Raw genomic sequence first — 17,628 nt, forward strand, 5'->3', positions numbered from 1 at the left:
CTCACCTCCCGCCTGACCGTGGGCCTGGCGGCGATCTCGTCCCTGTTCGACCCCGAGCTGATCGTGCTGACCGGCGGCGTCGTGCTGCCGGGCGGCGAGACGCTGCGCGAGCTGGTCGAGCACGAACTGCACGCGCTCACCATCCCCAGGCCCCCGGTCCGCCTGTCGAGCGTCGAGGGCAACCCGGTGCTGGCCGGAGCCCTGGAGCTGGCGCTGGCCGCCGTGCGCGACGAGGTGTTCGGCGTGGCCGACGTGGGGGGTGTGGGGGGCGTCGTGGAGGGCTGAGCGGCCGCGGCTCAGGCCTGGCCGTCGGGGGCGGGCCCGGGGTCGCCGGCGACGGCGGGGGCGCGGTGCTCGTACGGCGTGCTCAGCACGACCGTGGTGCGGGTCGAGACGTTGGCCGAGGCGCGGATCTGCTGCAGCAGATCCTCCAGCGCCACCGGCGAGGCCACCCGCACCTTGAGGATGTAGCTCTCGTCGCCGGCCACGCTGTGGCACGCCTCGATGGCCGCCAGGTGGGCCAGCCGCTCGGGGGCGTCGTCGGGCGCGGCCGGGTCGATCGGCTTGATCGACACGAAGGCGGTCAGCGGCAGGCCGACCGCGTCGTGGTCGACGATCGCGGCGTATCCGCGGACCACGCCCCGCTTCTCCAGCCGGCGTACGCGCTGGTGAACCGCTGAGACCGAGAGCCCGGTCTCCCTGGCCAGGTCGGTGAAGCTCATGCGGCCGTCGCGGGCCAGCAGCGTGACGATCCGGCGGTCGATCTCCTCCATCGGTCAAAGGTAGCCGGTCATGGTCACGACATGGTCCCGACGGGACTGACTCCCCTGCGCATCGCGTGCTCGACGAGAGTGATGAGCACCTCCCTGCCCGAGTCCTTGCGGCGGGCGTCGCAGCGCACGATGGGGATGTCCGGCTCCAGGCCGATCGCCGAGCGCACCTCGCCGACCGTGAAGGGGCTGGTGCCGTCGAAGCAGTTGAGCGCCACGATGAACGGCTGCCCGCGCTTCTCGAAGTAGTCGACCGCCGGGAAGCAGTCGTCGAGGCGCCTGGTGTCGGCCAGCACGACGGCGCCCAGCGCCCCCATGGCCAGCTCGTCCCACACGAACCAGAACCGCTCCTGGCCCGGGGTGCCGAACAGGTAGAGCATGTAGTCGTTGGGCATCGTGATGCGGCCGAAGTCCATGGCCACGGTGGTGGTGAGCTTGCGTTCGACGCCTGATAAGTCGTCGATGTGCGTGCCGACCTGGGTCAGGGCCTCTTCTGTGCGCAGAGGCCGTGTTTCGGACACGGCACCGACCATCGTGGTCTTGCCCGCGCCGAAGCCGCCCGCGATCAGAATCTTGATCGCAGTCGGCAGCCGCCAACGGTCTGTGCGACCGACTTCCATCCAGCACCGCCCGTACCTGTCCCGCGCATGCGCAACCCCGCCCCTGAGGTGCCGTGGTCAGTGGTACCTGTCAAGGCGCTTTGAAAAGGCTGATCCACATGCCTGGCATCGGAGACACCCTAGCAACGCCACATTTTCCACTCAAGCCGCAATCTTTTACAAGAAACAAAATGTCACGGTTTGTCGTCCAGCGCCCCGTTATTCGCGACCTTAACAGGGTAGGAGTCAAGTTTGTCTGTCATGGATTCAGACAAGGCCGTTACGGCACCCGCCGAAAGCCCGAAACACCGGTGAAACCCGCGCTGAATCCGATCTGTCTGCGCAGGTAGGAGGCGGTCCTCGGGCTGTTCAGGCGGAGCCGCTCGATGAGCTCGCACGCCTCGCCCGCCAGCTCCGTCATCGCGTCCGTCACCTCCGTACGCTCGACGCCCAGCGCCAGGACGTTGAGATCGCCCCAGCTCATGTCCCTGCGGTAGGAGACGACGTCGCCGAGCAGGTGCAGGTAGCGCTGCACCTGCCTGCTCGCGGTGCGCAGGTCGTCCAGGTGCCCCTTCGACCAGTCGTCGGCCGCGTAGATCCAGTGCGACAGGTCCACGAAGCAGGAGCCCCGGCAGTCGGCGTTGTCGACGTAGCGGGCGAGCGTCGGGACGGCGCGCCGCTCCCGCCACTCCCAGGCCGTGGTCATGGCCACCAGCATGTCGGCGAGCTGGTCGCGCCAGATCCGCTGCAGCCGCTCGAACCCTCCCGCGGTGGCCATCTCGTCACGCAGGTCGGCCAGGAAACGCGTGAGGGCCGTGCGCGGCACGGCCCCCTCGGCGACGGACAGGCATTCTCGCGTCATGCGATCGACCTGCGCGCGGGTGGTGGCGGTGTACTCGACGTGCCGGTCCACGGCCAGCACCCACAGGGCCGCCCGGTTGACCACCCGCAGCCGGCCAGCGCCGGCCCAGGGCGAGCTGAACGCGTGAGCCAGGGTCAGGCCATGGAAGAACTCCGTGCCGAAGACGGCCTGCGGGAACAGCCCGGTGTACATCTGCGCGCATCGCTGCAGGTCCCTGCCGCATTCGGCGGCCGTCGCGCAGGTCTTTCCGAGCTCGAACGCCTCGTCCAGCTCGTCGGGCATCCTAAGGCCGCTCGATCGGCTCGCGGATCATGGGCGAAGACCCCCAACATCCGGATATACACCTGTCGAAGAATTCTTTCATGATCATGCGGTTCCGATCAAGGCATCGGCCGGGTGGCCGATCCGGATCCGCGATGTCACCTCCCTCTCCGTAACTCTCCCATCACCGGGCGGGGCCGGTCCCGGACCTTTCCCGAGCCGGTTCCGACCCGCCTTCGGGCCGGATGTGGGCCGGTTTCGGGCCGCCCCCCGGGCCAGGTCAGGTCGTCAGCTTGGCGGCCAGCGCCACCCGGGAGCTGATCCCGAGCTTGGTGTAGATCTTGCCGATGTGGTACTCGACGGTCTTGACGCTGATGAGCAGCTCTCTGGCGATCTGCCGGTTCGTCAGGCCGCCGGCCACCAGCGTGGCGGTGCTCAGCTCCTGCGGCGTGAGGCCGAGCCGGGCCGTGGCGGGCGGCTCCATCCCGCACGCCTCCAGCTCCTTGCCACACCGCTCCGCCAGGGGACGGGCGCCCAGCCGCTCGAAGATCGCCCGTGCCGCTGACAGGCGCTCGGCCGCCGCCTTGCGCCGTCCGGTCCTGCGCAGCAGCCTGCCCAGGTCGAGCAGCACCCGTGCTTCCTCCAGCGGGCTCACTCCCGCTTCGACCAGCGCGAGCGCGCGTACGAACGCCTCCTCGGCCCGGGCCGGCGCATTCCTTCCGGCCAGCAACAGCCCACGGAGCCGAGCCCGCTCAGCCCTCCGTCTGGCGTCACCCCGCCGCGCTTCCCGGCTGCCCCGCCCCACCTCTTCGCCGTCGCACCGCGCCTCTTCGCCGCCCCGCTGCGTCCTGTCGCCGTGCCCGTGCGTCCCGTCGCCGTCGTACCGTGTCCCTTCGCCGTCGAACGCGGCCAGCGCCCGCTCCGCCTCCTCCAGCCGCCCGTCCGCGACCAGTGCCTCGATCCGGGCGGGGCGCGGGTCCGGCACGAACACGTCCAGCCCTCCGCCCCACCCCCAATCGCCTCCGCCCGCGCCACCTCCCCCGGCTCCCGATGCACCGGACATCCCTGATGTGCCAGATGTGGCAGATGTGCCGGAGGGGAGCGGAAGGGGGCGTGCCGGCGGAAGGTGCGACACCGGCAGAAGGGGTGGTGCCGGTGGCGCTTCGCCGGGTGTCAGCAGGACCATGGCCAGGCCGGCCTGCCGTTCCCCCATCGTGTGTCCCATCTGTCGGGCCGTGATCGCGGCCTCCGTGACGTGGGTCAGCGCCCGTACGTGCTCGCCCATGGCCGCCAGCGGTGCCACGCAGGCCGCCTCCAGTGACGGCAGCAACCACCGCTGCCCGAGCGCCACCGCCCGAGCGAAGGCGTGCTCCGCGTGGGCCGCCGCCTTGTCCCACCGCGCGCAGGCGTGCTCGGCGACGGCCAGCAGCGCGGTGGCCAGCAACCGGTGATGCCCCGGCGCGGCGGCCCCGGCCGCACGTCCGAGCACCACGCGCGCCTGCCCGGGCTCGTCGCGGGCCAGCAGTGTCACTGCCGCCGCGAGGCTGCCGGGCGGCGCGCCGGCGCAGGGCGCCCCTGCCAAAGCCAGCACGTCGTACGGCCTGGCGGCCGAGCCCTGGATGGGCTGCTCGATCGCCACACGGGCCCAGTCCGCCGCCGCCGCGCGGTCCCCCGTGACCAGACCCAGCCAGGCCAGCTGCTCCGCCACGTCGGCCGCGAAACCCGGTTCCGCGTGCCGCCACGCCTCGGCCAGCAGCTCGGACGCCTCGTCGAAGCGCCCGGCGGCCAGCGCGAGCCGTCCCAGCACGTACCGGCGTACCGGGCGCGGGTCGGCGTTGCGCACGGTGGCGAGCTCGGCCGCCCGGAGCACGTCGCCCCCGATGAGGACGTGTTCAAGCACGGACGTACGCAACTCGTCACGGCGCGCGGCCGGCTCGGTGAGCCGGGCGGCCAGGTCGAGGTGGGCGGCGGCCTCCTGCCACAGTCCGTGCTGCGCCGCCTTGGCCGCGTACCCGGCCAGCTCCTCGGCCAGCGGCTCATCCGGCCCGCAGGCCGCGGCGGCACGATGCCGCAGGACCGCGCCGCTGTCCTCGATCACCCGCGAGGCCGCCAGGTGCAGCCGCGCCCGAGTGCCGGCGCCGATCCCGTCGTACGCCGCCGCCCGCGCCAACGGCTCGGCGAAGCCGACCATGTGGCCGGGCGACTCCCGCAACACCCCCGCGCCAACGGCTTCTTCCAGCGCGTCGAGCGCCCAGCCTCCCTCGAGAACGTCAGGCCGTGCACCGACCGCCAAGGGATCAGGCGACCCACCGACCGCCGAGCCGCCAAGCCGCGCACCCACCCCCAAACCGGCGAGCGGCCCTCCTACCTTCAAGCCGTCAAGCTGATTGCCGGCCTCCGTGGCGACGATGGCCGCCAGGTGCAGCGGGCATTGCTCGCCCAGCACCGCGCACGCCGCCACCAGCCGCCTGGTCGCGGGCGCGCAGGAGCGCAGCCGCCGGGCGAAGATCCGCCGGTACGTCTCCGGCGCCGGCAACCGCGCCCACGGATCGCGGAGCACCGCCGGTGGGACGATCTCCAGCAGGGCACGGGCATGCAGCGGATTGCCTCGGGTGTGCTCCCGCAACCGCACCATCGTCGCCTCCCCCGGCCCACCACCCCCGCCCCCCTGAGCTTCAGGTGCCGCGACGTCCGCGTCGCGGCACACCCCCGGACCCGCGTCCGCCGCAGACCCCGCAAGCGGCACAGACTTCCCATTCAGTACGGGACCATCGGCCAGTACAGGCGGGGCGGTCGACACGGCAGACGCAGGCATTGCCGCCGGTGCGGACCCGGTGGCCGGTGCTGCCGAGGCGGGCCCGCCTGTTGATGCGGGCAGCGCAGACAGCGCAAGCCCACCTGCCGGTGCAGGCCCTGTGACTGACGCCGCCGGTGCGAGCCCGGCGGCGGGTGTGCGCGGTGTGGGCAATGCGGGCAATGCGGGCAATGTGAACACGCCTGCTGAGGCGAGCAGTGCGGCCGATGCGGACTCGGCTGCCGGGATGGCCAAGGCGGCCATCGCGGCCAGGTCGGCGGCGTTCAGGCCGCCGAGCGTCAGCCGTGTCGTGTCGTCGCCCGTGAGCAGCCGCCGCAGCCCCTCGGGCAGCCAGGTGCCGCCTAGGTCCCGGCAGGCCACCAGGACGAGCACCCGCCCGGCCCGCACCCGCCGCAAGGCATACCCCAGCGCCTGCAACGAGCGCTGGTCGGCCCACTGCGCGTCATCGACGAACAGGACCAGAAGCCCCCGCTCCGCCAGCCGCCCGACGAGGTCGCACACCGCCTGCCCAGCGGCACACGCATCGGCCTCGGCACCACACGAACCGGCCCCAGCAGCACCCGAAGCCGCCCCGGCGTCGCACGAGCCGGCTCCGGCGCCACACGGACACGCCCCCGCGCCATGTGGACCTCCCCCGGCCGCGCACACGCCGGCTCCGCCCACCTCCGGCCGTGTGAGGATGTCTCCAGGGCCGGTGTCCGCCTCCCCCGCCGGTATCCCGGCAAGGCGTGCCGCCTCGGTGACGAGTTGGCGGACGAGCCCCAGCGGGAGCCCCCGTTCCCCCTCTTCCCCGCTGACGGTCAGTACCCGCGCGCCCGTTTCCCCGTCGAGCGCGCGGTGGATGAGTGCGGTCTTGCCGATCCCCTCCGGCCCCTCGACCAGCACTCCTCTGACAGCCCCGGCGTCGGCCGCGCGCAGTTCCGCACGCAGGAGGGCGAGTTCCTCCGCTCTGCCGACGAACATGCGCGCTCCCTCCCTCCGCCCTCGCAAACCTCAGAGCCGGCGGCGACACCCTCTGATACACCCCGGGCACGGAACGTTCAGGGCGGGCTCAGGCGGCCCCCAGGTGGTGGTGGCGTCCTCAGGGCGGACTCACGCAGTCCTCAACCGGCGGTGAGCGGTTGCCTCAGCGTGGGTTCGTGCGGCCCCAGGCGGCGGTGGCGTCGTCGTGCCGCTTGCCCCACACCGGCCCCCGCCGCACCTCCAGCTCCCGTACGGCGTCGATCACGGCTCCAGGCCCGCGGCCCTCCAGCGTGTCCAGAACGGCCTGCCAGCTCCAGCCGTACCAGTCGGCCAGCCGCGCCACTCCGTCGGTGAACACACCGGCCCCTCGCACCCCGTCCGCCTCGCCGGTGATCGCCTCGCGCGCGGCCTCCGGCCGGGCGGCCGCGACCCAGAAGCCGCCGGGAGCGTTCCGCAGGCGCCGCACCAGCTCCGCCGAGTACGGCCGCCCGCCGGGCAGCCGTTCGAGCCGGTCGTCGCTCACCTCCCGCACCTCGCCGCCCACCAGGGACAGCACGACCGGCGAGTCCCCAAGGACGAGGTATTCCACCCGCCCGGAGCCCAGAGACCGCACCATGGCCACCGTCGCCGAGGGAGAGTCCGGGTTGCCCAGGTCGCACCGGCCCCCGTGCGCCGACCGGGTCCTCTCGATGGCCGCTTCCAGGAGGCCCTCCAGCGAGGCGCCGTCATCGGCCGCCAGCCCGGCGGCCAGCGCGCCGCCGAGTCGTCCCACCAGCCAGGCCACGTCGTGCGCGCACCCGCTGTCGGCCCCGGCCGCCGCCGTCGCCCCGTCCAGGACCGCGATCCACGAGGGCCCGGCGATCACCAGGTCCTCGTTGGGCCGCTCGGAACCGGGCCTGGTGGCGTACGTGATCTCCGCGAACATGACAGCGACTGTGCCACAGACACCGCATCACCCATCGCCCCCCCGCCTATCGTGGGACGGTGACGACCCTGTGGCGCGCCCTCACCGATCCGCCCCTGCCCCGCCTGCCCGGCGCGGCGGAGGAGTTGCTGCGCGAGCTGGACGCACCGCCCCGCCTGGCCGCCCACCTGCGTGCCGTCCACGACGCGGCCCTCGGCGTGCTCGGCTGGCTGCGCGACCGTCATCCCGCCGTCCCCGTGGACCACGAGGCCGTCCGGTACGGCGCCGCCACCCACGACGTCGGCAAGTGCCTGCACCCGGCCGAGCTGTCAGGGCCGGGGTCGGCGCACGAGGAGGCGGGGCACCAGCTCCTGCTCGCCCGGGGCGTGCCTGAGCGGCTGGCCCGCTTCGCCCGTACGCACGGCTCGTGGACGGAGGCGGGCACGACGTTCGAGGATCACCTGGTCAGCCTGACCGACAAGGTGTGGAAGGCCAAGCGGGTGCCCGACCTGGAGCAGCTCGTGGTCGACCGGCTGACCGGCGCGGCGCCGGGCTGGCAGGTGTTCATGGAGCTGGACGACCTGCTCACCGCCGTCGCGGGCCGGGCCGACGACCGGCTGGCGTTCCAGAACGCCTATCCGGCCGCCACCTTCCCGCACTGACCGCATCGCTCGGAACGAGGCCCCGCCCCGGCCCGGACGCGACGACGCCGGGTCAGACGATCACGAGGTCGCGCGGCGTGTTGTTCAGCCGCTCGCCCCCGCTCTCCGTGCACACCACGATGTCCTCGATCCGCGCCCCATGCCGCCCCGCCAGGTAGATCCCCGGCTCCACCGAGAAGGCGAACCCGGCCTCCATCGGCTCGTCGTTCCCGGCCACGATGTACGGCTCCTCGTGCGTCTCGATGCCGATCCCGTGCCCGGTCCTGTGAATGAAGTGCTCCCCGTAACCGGCCTCGGCGATGACATCACGCGCGGCCGCGTCGATCGACTCGCACGACACCCCGGGCCGCACCGCCTCGCAGGCGGCCTCCTGCGCCCGGCGCAGCACCTCGTAGTAGGCGGCGAAGTCGGCCGGCGGCTCGCCCACGCTGTAGGTGCGGGTGGAGTCGGAGCAGTAGCCGTTGTGCAGCTGGCCGCCGATGTCGACCACGACGGGCTCGCCCGCCTGGATCACCCGGTCGGACACGTCGTGGTGGGGGCTGGCGGCGTTGGGGCCCGAGGCGACGATCACGAAGTCGACGGTCGCGTGGCCCGAGGCGAGGATGGCCTCGGCGATGTCGCGGCCCACCTCGCGCTCGGTGCGGCCGGCCCGCAGCAGCCCGGGCACGAGCCGATGCACACTGTCGATGGCCTCGCCCGCCTCGCGCAGCGCGGCCACCTCGCCGGGCGACTTGCGCATCCGCAGCTCCCGCAGCACGCTGCCGGCCAGCACCTGCTCGGCCTCCGGCAGCACCTCGCGGAAGCGCAGCGACGACATGGCCCACATGCGGTCGGCCAGGCCCACCTTGGCGGCCCCGCCGAGCCGGGCCGCGGCCAGCGCGTAGGGGTCCTCGGTCTCGTCCCACGCCACGAACTCCACCCCGAGCCGCGCGGCGGGCGACGCCTGCGCGGCCGGCAGCTCAAGCCGGGGCACCATCATGTACGGCTCCGCCGCGGCGGGCACCACGAGGCACGTCAGCCGCTCAAGGGGCTTGGCGTCGTAGCCGCTCACATAACGCAGGTCGGGGCCGGGCGTCAGGAGCAGGGCGTCGAGACCGGCCTTGGCGGTGGCCTCCTGGACGGCGGCGAGACGGGACACGGGATACAGGTCTGAGGACGTCACAGGCTCAATCTACTCGTGATCGCGGCTCCTAAAATCCGCGAAAAGGTCTCGCCACGCGGCCGGACATCGGCACACACGGTTGCGGGTCGATCACGTAGTGTGGGGCCAATTGTCCAGTTCCCCTGCGTTCGAGAGTGAGATCATGGTCGACGTCACAGGCGCGGCCGAGCTGCTCGGGCACGAGGCCGAGATGCTCGCCGTCCGGCTGGGCCATGCCCAGCGGCTCGGCAACATGGGCTGGGCGGAGTGGCATCTGCACACCGGCGAGACGATCTGGTCCGACCAGGTGTACGTGATCTTCGGCCGTGACCCGGGCGACGGCCCCATCCCCCTGCCCGACCTGCCCGAGCACGTCGAGCCCTCCGACGTGGCCACGCTCGACCGGCTGCTGTGGTCGGTCGTGCAGGGCGTGGAGCCGGTGCAGGCCGAGTTCCGCATCCGCCGCGGCGGGGGTTCGGCCGACCTGCGGGACCTGCGGGTGGTGCTCGAACCGCTGGCCGGGCCCGGCGGCACGATCGGCATGCACGGCGTCATCCAGGACATCACCGGCCGCCGCCGCGCCGAGCGCATGGTGTCGGAGTCGCGCCGCCAGCTCCTGGAGGCGCGCGAACGGGCCGCGGAGGAGCGCCACGTGATGCTCGCGCTGCGCGAGGCGATCCTGCCCGAGCCGGTCGGCTGCCTGGACCTGCCGCAGACGAGGATCGCGGTCCGGTACGTGCCCGCCGAGAAGACCGCCAACCTGGGCGGCGACTGGTTCGAGGCGGCCCCCGCGCCCGACGGCCGCGTACTGCTGGCCATCGGCGACGCCTCGGGACACGGCCTGCCCGCGATCTCGCGCATGGCCCACCTCCGCCACGCCCTGGTCGGCCTGGCGATGACCGGGCAGGGCGCCAACCGGCTGCTGGCCTGGCTGAACGACCTCGTCATGCACCAGCTGAAGGACACCACCGCCACCGCGATCATCGGCCATCTCGACCCCGAGACCCGGGTGTTCGCCTGGGGCCAGGCGGGCAACCTGGCGCCCATCCTCGTCCGCGACGGGGAGGCCACCCAGCTCGCGCAGCCCAGGGGCGTGCTGCTCGGCGCGGCGTCCGGCAGCCCCTACGAGCTGGCCACCACAAGGCTGCTGCCCGGCGACCAACTGCTGCTGTTCACCGACGGGCTGGTCGAGCGGCGTACGCGCGACATCGACGTCGGCCTCGACCTGGTACTGGCCGCCGCGCGCCGGGTGCGCGGGCACGATCTGGACGCGAGCCTCGACCGCCTGCTCGCCGACATCGGCGGCCCCAACCCGGAGGACGACGCGTGCCTGCTGGCGGTGGGCATACTGTCCTAGTGCTGATGCTTCTGGACACCCCGTCGCTCTACTTCCGCGCCTTCTTCGGCATCCCGGAGTCGATCAAGGCCCCGGACGGCTCGCCCGTCAACGCGGTGCGCGGCCTCATCGACATGATCGCCACCCTGGTACGCCGGCACTCCCCCACCGAGCTGGCGGCCACCATGGACGCCGACTGGCGGCCGGCGTTCCGGGTCGCGGCGATCCCGACGTACAAGGCGCACCGCGTCGCCGGCACCGGCCAAGGGGTCGACGAGGAGGAGGTGCCCGAGGCGCTCGTGCCGCAGATCGCGGTCATCCAGGAGGTGCTCGACGCCCTCGGCGTGGCCCGGCTGGAGTCGGCCGGCTACGAGGCCGACGACGTCATCGGCACGCTCACCCACCAGGCGTCCGGCGCGGTCGACATCGTCACCGGCGACCGCGACCTGTTCCAGCTCGTCGACGACTCCCGGCCGGTCCGCGTCCTCTACACCGCCCGCGGCGTGCGCAACCTGCAGATCGTGGACGAGGCGTTCGTCACCGGCAAGTACGGCATCCCCGGCCGCTCCTACGCCGACTTCGCCACCCTGCGCGGCGACCCCAGCGACGGCCTGCCCGGCGTGGCGGGCGTGGGCGAGAAGACCGCCGCCGCCCTGATCACCCGGTTCGGCTCGCTCGCGGCGCTGCTCGACGCCCTCGACGCGGGCGTCACCGACGGTTTCCCGGCCGGCAGCCGCACCAAGCTGAGCGCCGCCCGCGACTACCTGAGCGCCGCTCCCGCCGTGGTGAAGGTGGCTCCCGACGCGCCGCTGCCGGAGGCCGACCTGACCCTGCCGGCCAAGCCGCGCGACCCGGAGGCGCTGGTCGCCCTGGCCGACCGCTACGGCCTGGACGGCCCGCTCAACCGCCTCCTGGACGTCCTCGCCCGCTGAGCCCGCCGACCCCCGAGCCCGGGTCAGCCGGCCAGGTAGGCGCGGACGGCCTCCTGGGCGGCGTCGCGCAGGCGGGCGTGCACGAGCGCGTTCTCCTCCCGGTCCGTACGCACCTCGACCACCCTGGGCCCATCGCCCCGCATCGCCTTGGGCAGGTCACTGAGATCGCCCACCAGCGTGTACGGAGTGCCCGTCGCGGCCGCCACGTACCCCAGGTCCACCCCGTGCGGCGTGCCGAACACCCGTTCGAACGGGTCGCGCACCGCCGCCTGGGGCAGCAGCGAGAAGATGCCGCCCCCGTCGTTGTTGACCACGACGAGACACAGGTCGGGCCGCGGCTCGCGGGGCCCGAGCACGAGCCCGTTCTGGTCGTGCAGGAACGACAGGTCGCCGATCAGCGCGTAGGAGGGGCCGTTGTGCGCCAGCGCCGCCCCCATGGCGGTGGACACCAGGCCGTCGATGCCGGAGGCGCCCCTGTTGGCCATCAGCCGGATGCCGCGCCTGGGCCGCATCGCCTGGTCGAGATCGCGGATCGGCATGGAGGAGCCGCAGAACAGCAGCGCCCCGTTCGGCAGCGCGTCGACCAGGTCTCGGGCCAGGCGCGGCTCGCTGGTGCCCGACAGGTCGAGCACCTCGTCCATGGCCGCCCTGACCGCCAGGTCGGCCTGCCGCCAGGCGTGCAGCCAGGTGTCGTCGCCCGAGGCGACGGGGATCTCCACCGCCTGCGCCACCTGCGTGGCCGACCGGGTCGGGTCGGGCCAGCGGTCGAGGTCGGGCGCCACCACGATGTGCTCGTCCGCGCGCTTCAGCCACGACAGCAGCGGCCGGGACAGCCCGGGGCGGCCCAGCGTGACGACCACGTCGGGCCGGTGCGCGTCGGCGAACTCGGGCGTGCTGAGCAGGTAGTGGTAGGTCGAGATGGCGTGGTCGCCGTAGCGGCCGCCGCCGTTGGGCTCCGACAGCACCGGCCAGCCGGCCATGCCCGCCGCCGCGACGTAGCGGCGCACGTTGGCGGCGCCGTCGCCGACCACGAGCACGCCGCGCCTGGTGGGCGGGATGTGCAGGGCGATGGGCGGGGGCGCGACCCTGGCGCGCACCCACGGGCCGTTGGCGCCGCCGTCGAGCGGCTCTGACCAGGTGGTGTCGCCGTCGGGGATCAGCGGCTCCCTGAAGGCCAGGTTGAGGTGGACCGGGCCGGGGTTGCCCGCGCCGGCGGCGCGCTGGTAGGCGCGGCAGGCCAGCGAACGCCAGTAGGCGACCTGGCCGGGGCGGTCTTCCGGCACGCCGACCTCGGCGAACCAGCGGGTGGCGCCGCCGTACAGCTTGATCTGGTCGATCGTCTGGTTGGCGCCGGTGCCGCGTAGCTCGGGCGGGCGGTCGGCGGTCAGGACCAGCAGCGGCACGCCCGACTCGCCCGCCTCGATGACGGCGGGGTGGAAGTTGGCGGCGGCGGTGCCGGAGGAGCAGATCAGCGCCACGGGACGCTCGGAGCGCCGGGCCAGCCCCAGGGCCAGGAACGACGCCGAACGCTCGTCGATCCGTACGTGCAGCCGCACCCGGGACTCGGCGTGCAGCGCCAGCGCCAGCGGGGCGGAGCGCGAGCCGGGCGCCAGCACCACGTCGGTCAGGCCGCAGCGCACCAGCTCATCGACCAGCACGGTGGCCAGCGCGGTAGCGGGGTTCAACGTGACGCCTCCTGCATCCGGCGAAGCCACTGGGGAGATTCAATCTCAAAAGCCGACAAAAGGCCATAATCTACGCTGGGACGCCGTACCGTCAGCCTGCCGTCCACCGGCACCAGCGAATCGTCCACGACATCGCCCGACAGCAGCGCCATGGTGCCGAGCCCGCACGCGTACGGGAGCGACGGCAGCGCCGCGGCCAGCGCCAGCCCCGCCGCCAGGCCCACGGACGTCTCCACGGCGCTGGAGACCACCGCGGGCAGCCCGCACGCCTCCACCACCCGCAGCGCCGCGCGCACCCCGCCCAGCGGCTGCACCTTGACCACCGCGATGTCGGCCGCCTCCGCCGCCCTGACCCGCAGCGGGTCCTCGGCCCTGCGGATCGACTCGTCGGCCGCGATCGGCACGTCGCACGCGCGCCGCACCGCCGCCAGCTCCTCCAGCGTGGCGCACGGCTGCTCGGCGTATTCGAGGTCGAAACGGTCGAGCCGCTTGAGCCGGCGAACGGCCTCGCCGGCCTCCCAGGCGCCGTTGACGTCGACCCGCAGCCGCCCCGACGGCCCGAGCGCGTCGCGCACGGCCTCGACCCTGGCCACGTCGTCGTCGAACGTCTGCCCCGGCTCGGCCACCTTGACCTTCGCCGTGGTGCAGCCCGAGCGCCGCACGATGTCATGGGCCCGCTCTGGATCGACCGCGGGCACGGTCGCGTTGACCGGGACGCTGTCGCGCACCGGCTCCGGCCAGCCCTCGAACGCCGCCTCGCGGGCGCAGGCCAGCCAGCGGGCGCACTCGCGCGGGCCGTATTCGGGGAACGGAGAGAACTCCCCCCACCCCGCCGAGCCGTGCAGCAGCACCCCTTCCCTGACGGTCTGCCCACGGAACCGCGTCCGCATCGGGATCCGGAAGACCACGGGAGAACGCGTCACGACCCTCCCTGCGCCACTGTCCGACCTGTCACCGTTAACCTTACGAGCATGTGGAGGAACCCGTCGCATCCGGACCGCCCGCTGCATGCCATTGTGCAGCCTGCCGGGACCGCCCTCTTCACGGCGATCCGCGACGCCCTCTCCGGCGACGGCCCGGCCGTCCTCCCGCTCTCCCCCGGCCACCACGAGCCCGCCCTGGACGCGCTGCGCCCTACCCACGTGAACGGCGTCCCCGGACCCGGCGGGGCCGGCGTGCCGGGCGACGTGGCGATCGTCATCGCCACCAGCGGCAGCACCGGCCCGCCCAAAGGCGTGATGCTCTCCGCCGAGGCCCTGCGCGCGTGCGCGGCCGCCTCGATCCGCCGCGTGGGCGCCGCGAAGGGCGACCGCTGGCTGTGCTGCCTGCCCGTCTCCCACGTCTCGGGGCTGCAGGTCCTGGTCCGCGCCCTGCTCTCGGAGAGCGAGCCGATCATCCACCCGGCCTTCGACCCGCACGCGGTGCTGGGCTCCGGCGCCCACCACGTCTCTCTCGTGCCCACCCAGTTGCACCGGCTGGTCGAGATGGGGGCGGACCTGTCGGTGTTCAGGACCATCGTGCTGGGCGGGGCGGCCCCAGGGCCCGGCCTGGTGGAGCGGGCCACCGCCCTCGGCGCGAGGGTCGTGACGACGTACGGGTCGAGCGAGACGAGCGGCGGCTGCGTGTACGACGGCCGGCCCCTTGACAATGTAGATCTCAAAATCGGCGCGGACGGGCTGATCAGGATCTCCGGTCCGGTGCTCTTCTCCGGCTACCGCTTCGCCGAGCCGCCCGCCCCGCTCGACGGCGGCTGGTTCGTCACCTCCGACCTCGGCGAGCTGAACGACGGCCGCCTGCGCGTGCTCGGCCGGGCCGACGACGTCATCAACACCGGCGGCGAGAAGGTGGTGGCCGGCGTCGTGACCGCTGTCCTGCGCGACCATCCCGGGGTCGCCGACGCCGCCGTGATCGGCCTGCCCGACGCGGAGTGGGGCGAGCGCGTCACCGCCGTCGTGGTGCCCGCCGACCCCGACACACCCGTCACACTTCCGCAATTGCGGGCATTCTGCCGCGATAGGCTCGCCCCCTACGCCGCCCCGCGCGACCTGCGGCTCGTCGAGCGGCTCCCGCTGCTCCCGAACGGCAAGACCGATTTGATGCGGCTTAGGGCAGGAACCTGACGAGTGGCCGATGCGTCATAGTGGGGAGAAGGAGGGAGCCTTCATGGACCAGACCCGCAAGCTGTGGGCATCCGCGGCCGTCGTCGGCGTCATCGTCGCCGGAGGCGCCTCAGTCGCGGCGGCCGCCTCGGCGGGAAAGCTCGACCAGGTCGCGAGGGAGACCCGAGCCGTGGTGGAGAAGGCGCCGTCCGGCGAGCCCCAAGAGCTGCCCCAGGTGCTGGACGCGACTCCGGCCCCCGCGACCACCGACGGTTTCATCGTCTCCAGGGAGATCAACCCGGATCCGGAGAAGGTCCTCGAATACTGGACCGACCAGCGCATGGAGGACGCCGAGCCCATGCCGATGCCTGAGGTGCGGCCGGACGGCCACGGGTCGACGGAATAAACCCGGCCCCTGGGGCAGTTCGTCATGTGGGCGATCCGCCCCTTTTTCGTCCCGCTTAGGGCGCACGGGAACAAATGACGGCGTTTGGCGTTATTGATACTGGTGCGCCGTGCGGACGCGAAGCCGCCCCACCACAACCTGCCTGATCGCTTCCACTCCGTACGGAGGAGGTGTCCTCATGCCCAGAACCGCCGTGGCGACCCCACCCGCTACTCTCGATCAGCTGATTGAACGAGGGCGAGCCCAGGGTCACCTTTCTCTGGCGGAGCTGCGGGACGCGTTCGCGATGGCCGGCATCAGCCCCTCTGAAGGCCGCACGATCCTGCGCGAGCTGTCAGAGGCCGGCGTGAGCCTGGCCGCCGAGAACGAGCCGTCTCTCAGCACGACCGCCCCCAAGAAGAACGCCCAGAAGAAGACCGCTCCCGCCGGGAAGACCGCGCGGGCAAAGAGTACCCGCCGCAAGGGCTCCGAGGCAAAAACCACCACGGCGAACGGCGCGGCGAACGGCGCGGCGAGCGGCAACGGCAGCCGAAACGGCGCGGGAGCCGCCACGGCCGAAGCGGCGAAGGCGGTGACGGCGCCGGAGTCCAAGCCCGAGCACGAGGAGGACGTCCCGGACGACCTCGTCCCGAACGCGGAGGACACCGGTACCGACGCCGGTACGGACGCCGAAATCGACAACGAGCCGATCGACCTGGACGACACGCAGTCCGTCATGGGCGACTCGGTGCACACCTACCTCAAGTCCATCGGCCGGCGCACCCTGCTCACCGCCGCCCAGGAGGTCGAGCTGGCCAGGCGGATCGAGGCGGGCCTGTACGCCGAGTACAAGCTGGAGACCCAGCCCGGCCTGCCGCCCGCCGCCAAGGCGGACCTCCACCTGGTCGTGGAGGACGGCAGGCAGGCCAAGGACCACATGCTGGAGGCCAACCTGCGCCTGGTGGTCTCGGTCGCCAAGAAGTACACCGACCGCGGCATGTCGCTGCTGGACGTCGTCCAGGAGGGCAACCTGGGCCTGATCAGGGCCGTGGAGAAGTTCGACTACACCAAGGGCTTCAAGTTCTCCACGTACGCCATGTGGTGGATCCGCCAGGCCATCCAGCGCGGCTTCGCCGACTCGGCCAGGACGATCCGGCTGCCCGTGCACGTGCTGGAGATGCTGTCCAAGCTGTCGCGCGTCGAGCGTGACATGCACCAGCGCCTGGGCCGCGAGCCCACGCCCGAGGAGCTGGCCGTCGAGCTGGACAAGACGCCGGACCAGATCGAGGAGCTGCTGCGCACCAGCCGTCAGCCGATCTCGCTGAACGCGACGATCGGCGAGGACGGGGAGACCACGATCGGCGACCTCATCGAGGACGTCGACTCCCCCGAGGCGTCGGAGATCGTCGACCGCCAGCTGCTGGGCGACCAGCTGCGGGGCGTGCTCGACAACCTCTCGCCGCGGGAGTCGAAGATCATGGCGCTGCGTTTCGGCCTGGTGGACGGCAAGCCGCACACGCTGGACGAGATCGGCAAGTACCTGGGGCTGACCAGGGAGCGGATCAGGCAGCTGGAGAAGGAGTCGCTGTCCAAGCTGCGCCACCCGAGCAACACGCGCCCGCTGCTCGACTGGGCCAGCTGAACGAGAGCCCCGGCACCCTCACACGGCGCCGGGGCTCATTCGCCTGCGTATCCGGACAGTCCGGCCGGACCGGACGACCGCGAGCGGGATCTTCTCGGATCAGGCGGTCGCGGGCACCGGCCGGGGCACGCGGGGGATCCCCCACAGCCGGTTGTCCTCACGCAGGGTGCGCAGCCGCTCGACCTCGGCCGTCCACATGGCGCCGGCCGGCGTGGCCTTGGCCTTGCGGCGGGCGATGCGGTCGTCGTAGGCCTTCACCCCGAACGTGGCCCGCTGCCCGGCCTCCGCGGCCCGCAGCGCCTCGGTGAGCGCCGCGTCGAAGGCCTTCCCGGCCGCCAGCAACTCGATCTCGTCGGCATCGGCGGCCCGCAGCTCGCGCAGCACCTGCTCGGCCTGCCTGGCCTTCTCGATGAACTCGGGGAAGCTCTTGGAGATCTCCAGGTCCGCGTGGTAGCGGACCTCTGCCTCCCGGCTCACCCGCGGACGGAAAAACGCCATCGGCCCTGCCCCTTAAAGCTGTCGGTACTGGTGCAACGCCTTAGGGTACGCCGTCGCGCGACACGGGCGGAAAT

General features: G+C 72.7%; 15 protein-coding genes and 1 pseudogene. 7 read left to right on the plus strand and 9 right to left on the minus strand.

What is annotated here, in order from left to right; translation table 11 throughout:
• A pseudogene (locus ABFX54_RS34875) lies at positions 1–285 on the plus strand (hypothetical protein); the annotation flags it as partial.
• 11 nt (positions 286–296) lie between these two features.
• On the opposite strand, the gene ABFX54_RS34880 reads toward ABFX54_RS34875, so the two are convergent.
• The 5 genes from ABFX54_RS34880 to ABFX54_RS34900 form a co-directional block, all read right to left on the minus strand.
• Positions 297–773 (minus strand): Lrp/AsnC family transcriptional regulator, encoded by a 477-nt coding sequence (locus tag ABFX54_RS34880; RefSeq protein ID WP_346110909.1) that lies wholly within the window; start codon positions 771–773, stop codon positions 297–299.
• 23 nt (positions 774–796) lie between these two features.
• Positions 797–1,390, minus strand: a complete 594-nt coding sequence (locus ABFX54_RS34885) for a GTP-binding protein (RefSeq protein WP_346110910.1) — start codon at positions 1,388–1,390, stop codon at positions 797–799.
• A gap of 259 nt (positions 1,391–1,649) precedes the next feature.
• Entirely contained in the window at positions 1,650–2,513 is an 864-nt protein-coding gene (locus ABFX54_RS34890; RefSeq protein WP_346110912.1) for a terpene synthase family protein, read from the minus strand.
• A 259-nt stretch (positions 2,514–2,772) separates the two neighbouring features.
• On the minus strand, positions 2,773–6,270 hold the full coding sequence (locus tag ABFX54_RS34895) for an AAA family ATPase (protein ID WP_346110913.1): 3,498 nt from the start codon (positions 6,268–6,270) through the stop codon (positions 2,773–2,775).
• 163 nt (positions 6,271–6,433) lie between these two features.
• Positions 6,434–7,195, minus strand: a complete 762-nt coding sequence (locus ABFX54_RS34900) for a protein phosphatase 2C domain-containing protein (protein WP_346110915.1) — start codon at positions 7,193–7,195, stop codon at positions 6,434–6,436.
• Between the two features lie 59 nt (positions 7,196–7,254).
• Here ABFX54_RS34900 and ABFX54_RS34905 point away from each other — a divergent pair, with 59 nt between their 5' ends.
• Positions 7,255–7,836 (plus strand): HD domain-containing protein, encoded by a 582-nt coding sequence (locus ABFX54_RS34905; RefSeq protein WP_346110916.1) that lies wholly within the window; start codon positions 7,255–7,257, stop codon positions 7,834–7,836.
• A gap of 52 nt (positions 7,837–7,888) precedes the next feature.
• Here ABFX54_RS34905 and ABFX54_RS34910 read toward each other — a convergent pair whose 3' ends face one another.
• Positions 7,889–8,998: a M24 family metallopeptidase gene (locus tag ABFX54_RS34910; RefSeq protein WP_346110917.1), complete on the minus strand. Its 1,110-nt coding sequence runs from the start codon at positions 8,996–8,998 to the stop codon at positions 7,889–7,891.
• 142 nt (positions 8,999–9,140) lie between these two features.
• Between ABFX54_RS34910 and ABFX54_RS34915 the strand changes: the two genes are divergently transcribed.
• Both ABFX54_RS34915 and ABFX54_RS34920 read left to right on the plus strand, forming a co-directional pair.
• Positions 9,141–10,334, plus strand: coding sequence for a PP2C family protein-serine/threonine phosphatase (locus tag ABFX54_RS34915; protein ID WP_346110919.1), 1,194 nt, complete (start codon positions 9,141–9,143; stop codon positions 10,332–10,334).
• Between the two features lie 5 nt (positions 10,335–10,339).
• On the plus strand, positions 10,340–11,245 hold the full coding sequence (locus ABFX54_RS34920; RefSeq protein WP_346110954.1) for a 5'-3' exonuclease: 906 nt from the start codon (positions 10,340–10,342) through the stop codon (positions 11,243–11,245).
• A 23-nt stretch (positions 11,246–11,268) separates the two neighbouring features.
• On the opposite strand, the gene menD is transcribed toward ABFX54_RS34920, so the two are convergent.
• Both menD and ABFX54_RS34930 read right to left on the minus strand, forming a co-directional pair.
• Positions 11,269–12,930 carry a 2-succinyl-5-enolpyruvyl-6-hydroxy-3-cyclohexene-1-carboxylic-acid synthase gene (gene menD / locus ABFX54_RS34925; protein WP_346110920.1) on the minus strand — a complete coding sequence of 554 codons (1,662 nt, stop codon included), beginning with the start codon at positions 12,928–12,930 and terminating at the stop codon, positions 11,269–11,271.
• The gene (locus ABFX54_RS34930; protein ID WP_428834606.1) at positions 12,927–13,820 is read right to left on the minus strand and encodes an o-succinylbenzoate synthase; all 894 of its coding nucleotides are present in this window, start codon (positions 13,818–13,820) and stop codon (positions 12,927–12,929) included. The genes menD and ABFX54_RS34930 overlap by 4 nt, the downstream gene beginning before the upstream one ends.
• A gap of 81 nt (positions 13,821–13,901) precedes the next feature.
• On the opposite strand from ABFX54_RS34930, the gene ABFX54_RS34935 reads away from it, so the two are divergent.
• From ABFX54_RS34935 to ABFX54_RS34945, 3 genes are all read left to right on the plus strand, one after another.
• Positions 13,902–15,050: an AMP-binding protein gene (locus ABFX54_RS34935; RefSeq protein WP_346110923.1), complete on the plus strand. Its 1,149-nt coding sequence runs from the start codon at positions 13,902–13,904 to the stop codon at positions 15,048–15,050.
• A 43-nt stretch (positions 15,051–15,093) separates the two neighbouring features.
• On the plus strand, positions 15,094–15,435 hold the full coding sequence (locus ABFX54_RS34940) for a hypothetical protein (RefSeq protein ID WP_346110924.1): 342 nt from the start codon (positions 15,094–15,096) through the stop codon (positions 15,433–15,435).
• Between the two features lie 178 nt (positions 15,436–15,613).
• The gene (locus ABFX54_RS34945; protein WP_346110926.1) at positions 15,614–17,056 is read left to right on the plus strand and encodes an RNA polymerase sigma factor; all 1,443 of its coding nucleotides are present in this window, start codon (positions 15,614–15,616) and stop codon (positions 17,054–17,056) included.
• A gap of 99 nt (positions 17,057–17,155) precedes the next feature.
• On the opposite strand, the gene ABFX54_RS34950 is transcribed toward ABFX54_RS34945, so the two are convergent.
• Positions 17,156–17,554, minus strand: a complete 399-nt coding sequence (locus ABFX54_RS34950) for a hypothetical protein (protein WP_346110928.1) — start codon at positions 17,552–17,554, stop codon at positions 17,156–17,158.
• Positions 17,555–17,628: the final 74 nt, after the last annotated feature.

Source organism: Nonomuraea maheshkhaliensis (assembly GCF_039529435.1).
Lineage (GTDB): Bacteria > Actinomycetota > Actinomycetes > Streptosporangiales > Streptosporangiaceae > Nonomuraea > Nonomuraea maheshkhaliensis.